8 protein-coding genes are annotated in these 11,875 nt (G+C 75.1%); 1 reads left to right on the plus strand and 7 read right to left on the minus strand.

Annotated features, from left to right (window positions below; genetic code table 11):
* Positions 1-157: 157 nt before the first annotated feature.
* From ACH4F6_RS37220 to ACH4F6_RS37250, 7 genes are all read right to left on the minus strand, one after another.
* Positions 158-1,339, minus strand: a complete 1,182-nt coding sequence (locus tag ACH4F6_RS37220; protein WP_397964888.1) for an SUKH-4 family immunity protein — start codon at positions 1,337-1,339, stop codon at positions 158-160.
* A gap of 192 nt (positions 1,340-1,531) precedes the next feature.
* Entirely contained in the window at positions 1,532-3,841 is a 2,310-nt protein-coding gene (locus ACH4F6_RS37225) for a xanthine dehydrogenase family protein molybdopterin-binding subunit (RefSeq protein ID WP_397964889.1), read from the minus strand.
* The gene (locus tag ACH4F6_RS37230; protein WP_397964891.1) at positions 3,838-5,598 is read right to left on the minus strand and encodes a 2Fe-2S iron-sulfur cluster-binding protein; all 1,761 of its coding nucleotides are present in this window, start codon (positions 5,596-5,598) and stop codon (positions 3,838-3,840) included. Before ACH4F6_RS37230 ends, ACH4F6_RS37225 begins: the two co-directional genes overlap by 4 nt.
* Positions 5,595-6,488, minus strand: a complete 894-nt coding sequence (locus ACH4F6_RS37235; protein ID WP_397964892.1) for an FAD binding domain-containing protein — start codon at positions 6,486-6,488, stop codon at positions 5,595-5,597. Before ACH4F6_RS37235 ends, ACH4F6_RS37230 begins: the two co-directional genes overlap by 4 nt.
* A 237-nt stretch (positions 6,489-6,725) precedes the next feature.
* Positions 6,726-8,357: a beta-N-acetylhexosaminidase gene (locus ACH4F6_RS37240; RefSeq protein ID WP_397964893.1), complete on the minus strand. Its 1,632-nt coding sequence runs from the start codon at positions 8,355-8,357 to the stop codon at positions 6,726-6,728.
* A gap of 917 nt (positions 8,358-9,274) precedes the next feature.
* Entirely contained in the window at positions 9,275-9,556 is a 282-nt protein-coding gene (locus tag ACH4F6_RS37245; protein WP_397964895.1) for a DUF3039 domain-containing protein, read from the minus strand.
* A 29-nt stretch (positions 9,557-9,585) separates the two neighbouring features.
* Positions 9,586-10,158, minus strand: a complete 573-nt coding sequence (locus ACH4F6_RS37250) for a YqgE/AlgH family protein (RefSeq protein WP_397964896.1) — start codon at positions 10,156-10,158, stop codon at positions 9,586-9,588.
* A gap of 320 nt (positions 10,159-10,478) precedes the next feature.
* Between ACH4F6_RS37250 and murA the strand changes: the two genes are divergently transcribed.
* Positions 10,479-11,825 carry a UDP-N-acetylglucosamine 1-carboxyvinyltransferase gene (murA, locus tag ACH4F6_RS37255; RefSeq protein WP_397964898.1) on the plus strand — a complete coding sequence of 449 codons (1,347 nt, stop codon included), beginning with the start codon at positions 10,479-10,481 and terminating at the stop codon, positions 11,823-11,825.
* The last annotated feature ends 50 nt before the right edge of the window (positions 11,826-11,875 follow it).

The following is an 11,875-nucleotide window of genomic DNA, read 5'->3' on the forward strand; positions in this document are numbered from 1 at the left end:
GGGGTGAGGGGCGGTGGCCCGGTGTGTTTTGGGGGCGCGCGTGAAACGGTTGTTCGGGGGTTTCTTTGCCCCCCCGGGCCCCCCCCCCCCCGCCGGGGCGGGGGGGGGGGGCCCCCCGGGGGGGGGCCGCCCCTTCTGGTTGTCCGTCATGACCGGACTACGCGTACAGGCCTCCGCCCGCCTCGTCCTCGAAGACCTCGGGCCAGTAGCGCCGGCCGTCGTCCCCCGGGGCCGTCGGCGTCGGGTCGCAGGAGAGGGGGTCGAGGACGGACAGGGTGCGGGTCAGGGCGGCGGCCAGCTGGTCGTAGGCCTCGGTCAGGTCGTGGTCGGCGTCGAGGGACCTCGCGCGGTGGACCAGCCACAGGGTGAAGCCCAGCGTCGAGACGTCGGCGTTGAGCGGGCGCAGGGTCGCCTCCGCCTCGCTCCAGGCGAGGACCGCGCCGGTCGTGCCGTCGACGACGAGGCCGGTGTCCTCCAGGAGGTGACCGAGGCGGACCAAGCGGGCCGCGCCGTCGGGCAGCCGGGCGTCCGGGTCGTCCGCGCGGTGTTCGGCGAGGGTGGGCAGCGGGGTGTCGGTGTCGAGGGAGAACCAGACGCACTCCTCCGGCAGGCCCACCTCGCGCAGGAAGCGGCGGGTCGGCTCGTGGGTGAGGGCGGACGGGAAGTCGACGTCCTCGAAGCGGACGACGGCGCGGGCGCCGAACTCCTCGTCGAGGAGGCGGGGCGGGAGGTCGAGGGCCAGCCCGGAGCGGGTGCCGGGGCCGGCGATCAGGGCGAGGGGGCGGATCACCGCGGCCAGGCGCCAGAACGGCGCCACCGCGCCGTCGGCGCCGGCTTCGTACAGCGCGAGCAGTTGCGCCGACGCCTCCGCCACCGCCTCGGGGCCGTACCGTCCGGCGTAGGCCGCGAACTGCCCCCGCAGCGCGGCCAGTTCGTCCGCCGCCGTGGCGAACCGCACGAGCGTCTCCAGGGAGGGCGCCAGCGGGCGGCGGTCCATCAGGTCCGGGCGGTCGTGGAGGAAGCAGGTCGTCGTGATCTCGCCGGTGGCGCCGTCGAGCAGCACCGACTCCGTCCAGGGCCCCTCCAGGCCGGCGAGCCCGCCGATGACGAGCTGGGTGCGCAGGTCCGGCGCCAGCCGGCCCCGCGGGTCGCCCGTCGAGTCCTCCACCGTGCGCAGACCGTCGGTGCGCAGCGCGTCGAACGTCAGCAGCCCGCCGACGCCCGGCAGTCCGGGGCCCGCCAGCCAGCGGCGCGTCGGCGCGTGCGTGACGTACGGATCCAGCTCGGCGTCGGTGAAGGTGATCACCGCTGTGCCGGTGGCGGTCCCGGTCGTGCCCATTGGTTCCCCCGTGCGTGAAGTTCGCCGTCCCACTGCTGCGCACCCTACGCGGCACCACTGACAACGGCCCTCGGCCGGGAAGACGTCGGACCGCGCGAGTCCGTTCCCGTCCCGCCGGGACCGCTCCGGCCGTCTCCCGCGGCCGGCCCGACGCCGTTCACACCGGTGGCCGGGGCCCCGGGACCGGCGGGCTCACTGGGCGGTGACCACCGCCGCCTGCGGCCTTATGGGCAGCCGGTTCACCGGGCGGCCCGTCGCGGCCCGCACGGCGGAGGCGATGGCCGCCGGTGAGGTGACGACCGGGACCGCGCTGACCGCCTTGGCGCCGAAGGGGGCGACCACGTCGCGTTCCTCGACCAGCCGGACGATCCGGATGTCGGGCGCGTCCAGGGCCGTCGGGAGGGCGTAGCCGGTCAGGTCGGGGTGGCGGACCAGGCCGCGCGGGGTGCGGAGGTTCTCGGTGAGGGCGACGCCGACGCCCTGGGTGACGCCCGCCTCGATCCGGGCGGCGAGCTGGGCGGGGTTGAGGACGCGGCCCACGTCCTGGGCGACCGCGAGCTCCACGACCCGCACCGAGCCCAGCTCGATGTCGACGTCGACGACCGCGCGGATCGCGCAGAAGGCGAGGCCGACGAAGGCGTCGCCCTGCCCCGAGGCGTCCAGCGGCTCGGTCGGGTGCGGGCGGCACTGGGCCGTCGCCCACAGCTCCTTGCCCTGCAGCTCCTCGGTGACGGTGGTCGACAGGACGCCGTCGTACGAGGTGATCTTGCCGTCGGTGATCTGGAGCAGCTCGGTGGACATGCCGAACTTGTGGGCCAGGGGCTGCAGGAGCTGGGTGCGGACCATCTTCGCCGCGCGTTCCACCGCGCCGCCCGAGACCCAGGTGTGGCGGCCGCGGCAGCCCGCGCCGGCCGGGGGCTGGTCGGTGTCCACGGGCGCGACGTGCACCTCGTCGACGCCGAGGGTCTCCTGGACGATCTGGCGGGCCAGCGTCGTGAAGCCCTGGCCCGTCTCCACCGCCGCGCACAGCACGGTGGCGACGCCGTCCTGGACCTTGACGGTGGCCGTGGAGACCTCGTCGGCGCCCTCCGCGCCCAGCATGTGCACCATGCCCAGGCCGTAGCCCACGCCCCGGCGCACCGCACCCGGCTCGCCCGCGCCCTCGGGACCGCCCGGCAGCAGCCAGTCCTCCTCCGGGGTGTCCTTGGGCAGCGGCGGCAGCGGGAACTCCTGGACGGCCTGGAGGAGTTCGGCGACGGGCGCCGGGCAGGTCACGGTCTGGCCGGTCGGGAGCACGTCGCCGGTGGCCAGGACGTTGCGCAGGCGCAGCTCCGCCGGGTCGACGCCCAGCTTCTTCGCCAGCTTGTCCATCTGCGCCTCGTAGGCGGCGCAGACCTGCATCGCGCCCTCGCCCCGGACGTGGCCGGAGGGCGGGTTGTTGGTGCGCACGGCCCAGCCCTCGATGAAGGCGTTCGGGACGACGTAGGGGCCGCAGGCGAAGGAGACGGCGGCGGCCAGGGCCTCGGCGGAGGTGTCGGCGTACGCGCCCGCGTCCAGCAGGATCTGGGCCTCGACCTTCACCAGCCTGCCCTCGGCGTCCGCGTGGTGGCGGTACCTGAGCAGGGTGGGGTGGCGGTGGGCGTGGCCGAGGAAGGACTCCTCGCGGGTCGCCGTCAGCTTCACCGGGCAGCCGGTCCTCAGCGCCAGCAGGCCGAGCGGGAGCTGGAAGCCCTGGTCCTCGCGGTCGGCGGTGGCGCCGGGGACGCCGGTGACGACGATCTTCACCTGATCCGGCGGCAGGCCGTAGCAGGCCGCGGCGGTGTCGCGGTCGGCGTGCGGGTCGGTGGAGGCCAGGTAGAGCTCCACGCCGCCGTCCGGGCGGGGCACGGCGAGGCCGGCCTCGGCGCCGATGGGGGCCGGGTCGGCGCGGCCGATGCGGTACTGGCCCTCGACGACGACCTCGCCGGCGGCGGCCGGGTCGCCGTGGTGGAGCGGGATGTGCCGGATCAGGTTGCCGTCGGGGTGGAGCGGTTCCGCCTCGAAGGCCAGCTCGGGGTCGATCACCGGGTCGAGCACCTCGTACTCGACGATGACGGCCGCCGCGGCCATCCGCGCGGTGTCGGGGTGGTCGGCGGCGACGGCCGCGATGGGTTCGCCGTGGTGGCGCACGACGTCGGCGGCGAACACCGGCCGGTCGGCCCTGCCGCGCCCGTGCAGCGGGCTGCCGGGGACGTCCTCGTGGGTGACGACGGCCCGCACGCCGGGCATCTCGCGCGCGTGGGAGGTGTCGATGGAGACGATGCGCGCGTGCGCGTGCGGGGAGCGCAGCACGGCCGCCCACAGCAGGCCCTCGGCCCACAGGTCGGCCGCGTACGGGAAGGTGCCCTCGGTCTTGGCACGGGCGTCGGCGGGCGGCAGGGAGGCGCCGATGCCGTGCGGGATCGGCTCGGGGGCCGGGGCGGCCTCGGCGGGGCTCGTCGCGGTGGCTGCTTCGTTGCTCACGGCTGGCCTCCGTCCTGGCCGTACGCCGGGTCGTGGGGGTGCGGCTGGTGGGGGTTCTCGAACGCCGACGCGTGGACGCCGCCGGCGCCCGGACCCGCCTGGTGGGGGATGCGGGCCTCGTCGCCGTCCGTCCCGGCCTCCGCGGCGGCGTGCGCCTCGCGTTCGGCGACGACGTCCTTGACGGCCTGGAGGACGCCCCGGTAGCCGGAGCAGCGGCAGAGGTTGCCGCACAGCGCCTGGCGGGTCTCCAGTTCGGTGGGCGCGGGGTTGCCCTCCAGCAGGTCGTGCACGGTCATCGCCATGCCGGGCACGCAGAAGCCGCACTGCACGGCGCCGCAGCGGGCGAGGGCCCGCTGCACGTCCGAGGGCTGCCCGTCGACGGCGAGGCCCTCGACGGTGCGGATCTCGCTGCCGGCGGTGGTGACGGCCGGCACCAGGCAGGAGGCGACGAGCCGCCCGTCCACCTGGACGTTGCAGGCGCCGCACTCGCCCTGCGAGCAGCCGTCCTTGGCGCCGGCGAGCCCGAGCCGCTCGCGCAGGACGTAGAGCAGCGACTCGCCGATCCAGGCCTCGGTGACCGGGCGCTCGGAGCCGTTGACGCGCAGCGTGTAGGAGGCGAGGGGGTGGTCGTCGTGGAGCGGCGGGGCGTCGGGGGCGGGCTCGGCGGCCCGGTCCTGGGGGGCGGCGTCGTCCACGCGCGTGGAGGCGGCCGTGGCCTCGGCCGCGGACGTGTCCTCCCGCGCGTCGCGCGGGGCGGCGGGCTCGGCGCCCTCCGGCGTCCCGGCGGAGTCCGGCGCGGCGGGCGGCTGCGCGCCCCGGGCGGGCTCCTGGACGGCCTCGGCGGCCCCGTAGGAGTCCGGGGCGCCCTCGGGTGCCTCACCGGCCTCGGGAGCCGGCTGTGCGGCGTCCCCGGCGTCCTGCTCGGGCGGCAGGGAGCCGTACGGCTGCCCGGCGGCCGGCGGCGCCCCGTGCTCGGATGTCCCGTGCTCCGGCGCCTCGCCGTACTCGGGCGCCTCGTCGTACTCGGGCGCCTCGCCGTACTCGGGCGCCTCGCCGTACTCGGGCGCGTCCGTCGCCGGGTGCCGCGCCGGTTCCGGCGCGCCGTCGGGCACCGGCCCGCCGGCGGGGGCGAAGCCCCCGGACGGCTGCCCGGTGTCCGTCTCCCGGCCCCACGGCTGTCCCTGCGCGCCCCCCGTGTCCGGGCCCGGGCCGGTCGCCCAGGGCGCGGGCGCGCCGCCCGGCAGGGTGGCCGGCGGGGTGCCGCCCCACTGCTCGACCAGGGAGGAGGCGGTGAACTCGCCCGACTCGTCGGGCAGGTCGCCCCCGGCGACGGGGATCGACCACTGTCCGGTCACGTCGTGCCCGGGGGCGGGCGCGGACTCCGGCGCGGCGCCCGCCCCGGAGTCGTCGAAGGCCCACTGCCCGGTCGCGCCCGGGTGGTACGTGAACCGGTCGCCGCCGGCGGTCCCGTCCGCCGCCGGGGCCGGCCACTCGGCGCCGCCGGCCGGGGCCGCCCACGCGCCCGTGCCGGTCGCCGACGGGTCGGCGTCCTCGTGTCCCGTCGCTATCCGCGGCGGGACGTAACCGTGCCCGGGGGCCGCGAGCGGGCTGTCGCCGCGCCCGGCCAGGAGGGCGTCGATGCCGCCCTCGGGAAGCTTCACGAAGGCGGTGGCGCCGTCGTCGTAGTCCCCCTGGGGCAGCGGGTCCCAGCGGCCGCCGCCCGGAGGCGTGCCCTGTCCCTGCTGGTCGTCGGTCACGTCAGCGCCCTCCCCAGTGCTCGTCGGGCCAGCGCGGCGACGGTGCGCCGCAGGTGCAGTACGGCGGGCGGAAGCGGCTGCACGGAGCCGTCCTCGGCCGGGACCGGGTCGGGGATGCAGGCGGCGGCGACGTACTCGCCGAAGGCCTGGAGGGCCTCGGGGACGATCGCGCGGTTGTTGTCCCAGTCGATGAGCCGGGCGACCCACTGCTCGGCCTCCAGGGGCCGCAGCGGCATCGGCGCTATGGCGCCGACGGCGCACCGGACTCCGCGCCGGGCGGGGTCGAGGACGAGGGCGACGGACGCCACGGCGCGCCCGGGGCCGGTGCGGCCGGTCGCCTTCAGGAACACCTGGGGGGCGTGCAGCAGCGGCACGCGCACGTACCCGATGAGTTCGCCGCCGCGCAGCATCTCCATGCCGGCCAGCAGGTGCGACACCGGGACCTCCCGGCGGGCCCCGCCCGGGCCCGCGACGATCAGCGTCGCCTCCAGGGCCGCCAGGACGGGCAGCGCGTCGCCCGTGGGGGACGCGCCGGCGATGTTGCCGCCCAGGGTGCCCGCGTTGCGGATGTGCGGCGGCCCCGCGGCGCGCGCGGCGGCCGCGAGCGCCGGGATGAGCGCGGCGAAGTCGGGCCGGCCCATGCGCGCGTGCGTGAGCCCGGCGCCGAGCAGGGCGTGTCCGTCCTGGTACTGCCAGCCGCGGATCTCGCTGATCCGGCCGAGGCCGACCAGGGCGGCGGGCCTCAGCTGACCGGAGTTGACGGCGGCCATGAGGTCGGTGCCGCCCGCCACCGGCACGGCGGCGGGCATGGCCGCGAGGGCCGCCACCGCCTCCTCCAGTGTCGTGGGCAGCGTGACGGCCTGCGCCGCCTGCGGTGCGTGCGTGGTCAAACCGGCTGCCCCTTCCCGCTGCCCCACCTGGTCCCACCTGTGTTGCCGTACGGTACGTGCTGACAGGGCGGACGTGGCAACTCTGGCACATCTTCGCAAGGCCCGAACGCGGGGGTCCGCTAGGAGGCATTCGCCCACCTCACCGGGGGGATGGCCCGGTCTGTCCGGGAGTCGCCGGTGTGCTCGGATTGCCACTCTCCGGTGATCCTGCGGTGATTTTCCCCCGCGGTGCGGGCACTACCGGCCCGGGGGCGCGCCCTCGATCGGCCGGCCGGGCACCCCGGGGCGCCTCTGCCACGGCTTCGGCCCGCCCGGCGGCCGGTAGGCGACGCCCAGGGCGTCGAGCCGCGCGTAGTGGGCGCCCATCCGCCGCTCGAAGTCCGCGAAGTCCCGTTCCGCCGGGGCGGGCAGCCGGCTCCAGGCGACCTCGGCGAAGGCGGCGAGCCGGGGAAAGGCCTGGTAGTCCACGCGTGCGGGGTCCTCCAGCACCTCGGTCCACAGGTTGGCCTGCGTGCCCAGCACCTGGGCCGCCTCCTCGGGAGTCAGTTCGGGCGGAACCGGTTCGAAACGGTGGACGTCCTCCAGGGTGCGCACGTAGCCGATCGGCACCGGTTCGTCCGGGCCGCCGTCCTGCCGGTGGTCCAGGTACACCTGCTGCTCGGGGCACATGACGACGTCGTGCCCCGCGCGCGCGGCGGCGATCCCGCCCGCGTAGCCCCGCCAGGACGACACGGCCGCGCCCTCGGCGAGACCGCCCTGGAGGATTTCGTCCCAGCCGATGAGCCGGCGCCCGCGCGCGGAGAGCCACCGGTCGAAGTGGCCGATGAACCACGACTGGAGTTCGTCCTCGTCCTTCAGTCCGAGTTCCCCCATGCGTTTCCGCGCGGCGGCCGAGCGCCGCCACTGGTCCTTGGGGCATTCGTCGCCGCCGACGTGGACGAACTCCGAGGGGAACAGCGCCAGGACTTCCTCGAACACCCCCTCGTAGAACCGCAGGGTGTCGTCGGTGGGGGCGAGTACGTGGGGAGAGATCCCCCAGTCGTCCCAGACGGAGAGGGCGCCGGTGTCGACGACGTCGGTGTTGCCGAGTTCCGGGTAGGCGGCGATCGCGGCCTGCGAGTGGCCGGGTACGTCGATTTCGGGGACGACGGTGATATGCCGCTCGGCGGCGTAGGCGACGATCTCCCGGATGTCGTCCTGCGTGTAGAAGCCGCCGTGCGGCTTCTCGTCCCACAGCGGTGAGGCGCGGTGGCCGAATTTCGTGCGCGCCCGCCAGGAAGCGGTCTCGGTCAGCCGGGGGTACTTCCCGATCTCGATGCGCCAGCCCTGGTCGTCCGTCAGATGGAAGTGGAGGACGTTGAGTTTGTGGGCGGCCATCAGGTCCAGGTAGCGCAGGACACCGTCCTTGGGCATGAAGTGCCGGGCGACGTCGAGCAGGAGGCCGCGCCAGCGGAACCGAGGACCGTCCTCGACCGTGACGTACGGCACCGCCCAGGTGCGGTCGCGGCGGAGCGGGGCCCTGCGGTACGCGTCGGGGCCGAGCAGCTGACGCAGCGTCTGGGCGCCCCAGAAGGCGCCGGCCGCGCCGCCGCCCTCGATCAGGACGCCGTCGGGGCCGCTGACGAGGCGGTATTCCTCGGGGCCGAGCGCGGGGTCGGCCCGGAGCCGGATGCCGTCGGCGTCGCCTTCGGTGTCGCCGGGGTGCCGCCCCTCGCGCAGCGGCAGGCCGGTGGCCTGCCGGAGGACGGCGAGCAGCCAGTGGCCGACGTCCTCCGTGGCGCTGTCGGCGTGGATCCGGGAACGCGCCGTCAGCCGCACCTCGCCGGAATCGGCGACGACGCTGCGGGGCACGGGAATCAGTTCGGTCACGTCGGTCCTTTTCCGCTCCGGCCGGCATCGGCGCCGGCCCTCGCCGCTCGAGCACGAAGAAGAAGATCGGCACGGAAATCGCCGTCATCACCGTCATCGCCGTCGCCGCCGGCGCCGTCGTCACCCCGGAAAAGGAACCATCGCGGGAATCGCGACCGGTTCGCCCCGCCGATGTGCGCGGCCTCCCCGGGGCTTTGCGGGACCGCCTTCTCGAAACCCCCGGCATCCGGGCCGGGAACGACGGCGAGAAGGCGCCGCGGGACGGGACGAGGGACTCCGGCGTGTTCGGCCGGCCGACGTCCCGCACGACGAAGAAGAGGGGGTTCGCCGGCGCTTCCCCGGGCACCGTCCGGGCCGTCGGAAACGTGCCCGGCGGAGTGGTGCGGAAACGGAAACGGAATCCCGTGACGGCGGTCGCGGCGAGAAACGCGATCACCGCCGAAACGCCCGCCACCGCGTCCGCCACGACAAGGACGCCGAGGCGACGGCGGCCCATTTCCCGCCGTCCGGACATACGCCGGAAGGAATCCGCGGAGGGCGGGAACGTCCGGGGCCGCGGCCCGCTCGGCGCGGCCTCCCCGGCCGGCCGGAAGGCGCCGGACGCCCTCCCGTACCGCGGGAGGGCGAGGACGTCCGCGACCGGCGGCGCGGACGCCGGCGGCGGTCCGCCACCGGATCGGCACGGCTCCGCCCGGAAGCGGACGTGGAAGATTCACCGTTCCTCCCCCCGCCGGCGCGGCGGCCACAGGTGCACCAGGGTGACGGCGGGGCGTCCCGGCCACAAGAGGTCTCGACCACTTCGTGACCGGCGGACGCGCCCCTCGCGACGCGGGCACCGTGACGGAACGACGCGAAGGCCTCCACCGCGCACCGCAGCGCGCCGGGGAGGCCTTCGCGTCGTCGCCGGACTCAGGCGGTCACTTGTCGCCCTTGCCCTGGTCGTCCCCTCCCGAGCCCATGGATTCGTAGATCTCCTTGCACATCGGGCACACGGGGTACTTCTTCGGGTCGCGGCCGGGCACCCACACCTTGCCGCAGAGCGCCACGACGGGCGTCCCGTCCAGGGCGCTCGCCATGATCTTGTCCTTCTGGACGTAGTGCGCGAAGCGCTCGTGGTCACCGTCGCCGTGCGACACCTGCGGCGTCGGTTCTACGAGGGTCCCCGTACCGGTGCCGCGCTCGGGCTCGAGAGTGCTCATGCGCCCAAGGGTACTGAAGCCCGCACGGATCAGTTGAGCGAAGGGTCGTCCGGGTACGTCGCCACCATCGCCAGCTCGTTGCGCTGGCGGCGCAGCACTTCCCGCCAGAGCGTCTCGGGGGACGGCGAGGACACGTCGCCCGGCTCGGACTCCACGACGTACCAGGCTCCGCCCACGAGTTCGTCCTCCAGCTGGCCGGGTCCCCAGCCGGCGTACCCGGCGAAGATCCGCAGGGAGCCGAGAGCCGAGGCGAGCAGCTCCGGCGGGGCCTCCAGGTCGACGAGGCCGATCGCGCCGTGCACCCGGCGCCAGCCGAGGGGGGCGCCCTCGGTGGCCGGGCCGCCGGGGATCACGGCGACGCCCAGCGCCGAGTCCAGGGACACCGGGCCGCCCTGGAAGACGACGCCCGGCTCTCCGGTGAGGTCCGCCCAGCCCTCCAGGATGTCGCTCACGCCCACCGGGGTCGGACGGTTGAGGACGACACCGAGCGAGCCCTCCTCGTCGTGGTCGAGGAGGAGCACCACCGCGCGGTCGAAGTTCGGGTCCGCCAGGGCGGGGGTTGCCACGAGCAGCCGCCCTGTGAGCGAGGACACCTCGGTCATGCCAGACATGATCCCCCATCTTCCCGCCGTGTGGGGAGGCAATGCGGCGAGGCGGGTGAGGGCGGCGGAGTCAGGGGGCGCCCGGCGGGGCTCACGGAAGGCGGTGGCGGGCGACGGCCGGGCGCACGGGGGCGGTTCCCGGGCGCACGGGGGCCGCGGACGGACCCGGCGGTGACCCCGTGTGGCCGCCGCGGAACCGTTCGTGTTGTGACACAGCTATGACCTCGCTGGGTGGTACTCGGGCTTACTGGAGGGGGCCGCGCGGCGTTTACTCTGTCCTCTCCGGTACTCCCCCATCCACTCCATGGAACGCGAGATACATGACCGTCAACGGCTCTGACGACGTACTGCTTGTCCACGGCGGCACCCCGCTGGAGGGCGAGATCCGTGTCCGCGGTGCGAAGAACCTCGTGCCCAAGGCCATGGTCGCCGCCCTGCTGGGCAGTGAGCCGAGCCGGCTGCGCAACGTCCCGGACATCCGTGACGTGCGGGTCGTACGCGGCCTGCTGCAACTGCACGGGGTGACGGTCCGTCCGGGCGAGGAGCCGGGCGAGCTGGTGATGGACCCGACATACGTCGAGAGCGCGAACGTCGCCGACATCGACGCGCACGCGGGCTCCAGCCGCATCCCCATCCTGTTCTGCGGTCCGCTGCTGCACCGCCTCGGGCACGCCTTCATCCCCGGCCTGGGCGGCTGCGACATCGGCGGCCGGCCCATCGACTTCCACTTCGACGTGCTGCGCCAGTTCGGCGCGAAGATCGAGAAGCGGGCGGACGGCCAGTACCTGGAGGCGCCGCAGCGGCTGCGCGGCACGAAGATCCGGCTGCCGTACCCGTCCGTCGGCGCGACCGAGCAGGTGCTGCTGACGGCCGTCCTCGCCGAGGGCGTCACGGAGCTGTCGAACGCGGCCGTCGAGCCCGAGATCGAGGACCTGATCTGCGTCCTGCAGAAGATGGGCGCCATCATCGCGATGGACACCGACCGCACCATCCGCATCACGGGTGTGGACCGGCTCGGCGGCTACGACCACCGCGCCCTGCCGGACCGCCTGGAGGCCGCGTCCTGGGCGTCCGCCGCGCTGGCGACCGAGGGCAACATCTACGTCCGCGGCGCCCAGCAGCGCTCGATGATGACGTTCCTGAACACCTACCGGAAGGTGGGCGGCGCCTTCCGCATCGACGACGAGGGCATCCGCTTCTGGCACCCCGGCGGCCAGCTGAAGTCCATCGCCCTCGAGACGGACGTCCACCCCGGTTTCCAGACGGACTGGCAGCAGCCGCTGGTCGTGGCCCTGACGCAGGCCACGGGCCTGTCCATCATCCACGAGACGGTCTACGAGTCCCGCCTCGGCTTCACCTCGGCGCTGAACCAGATGGGCGCCCACATCCAGCTCTACCGCGAGTGCCTCGGCGGCTCCGACTGCCGCTTCGGCCAGCGCAACTTCCTGCACTCCGCGGTCGTGTCGGGCCCCACCAAGCTCCAGGGCGCCGACCTGGTCATCCCCGACCTGCGCGGCGGCTTCTCGTACCTGATCGCCGCCCTCGCGGCCCAGGGCACGTCCCGCGTCCACGGCATCGAGCTCATCAACCGCGGCTACGAGAACTTCATGGAGAAGCTCGTGGAGCTGGGCGCGAAGGTCGAGCTCCCCGGCAAGGCCCTCGGCTGACCCACGCCACACCGCCCCGGCCGGAAGCAACACCCCGCGGCCGGGGGTCC

Source organism: Streptomyces sp. NPDC017936 (assembly GCF_044328485.1).
Classification (GTDB): Bacteria; Actinomycetota; Actinomycetes; order Streptomycetales; family Streptomycetaceae; genus Streptomyces.

Bases quoted from the DNA above. Each gene is read 5' to 3' on its own strand.
- ACH4F6_RS37220 (WP_397964888.1), bottom strand. From the start codon at position 1,339: ATGGGCACGACCGGGACCGCCACCGGCACAGCGGTGATCACCTTCACC.
- ACH4F6_RS37245 (WP_397964895.1), bottom strand. From the start codon at position 9,556: ATGAGCACTCTCGAGCCCGAGCGCGGCACCGGTACGGGGACCCTCGTA.
- ACH4F6_RS37250 (WP_397964896.1), bottom strand. From the start codon at position 10,158: ATGACCGAGGTGTCCTCGCTCACAGGGCGGCTGCTCGTGGCAACCCCC.
- murA (WP_397964898.1), top strand. From the start codon at position 10,479: ATGACCGTCAACGGCTCTGACGACGTACTGCTTGTCCACGGCGGCACC.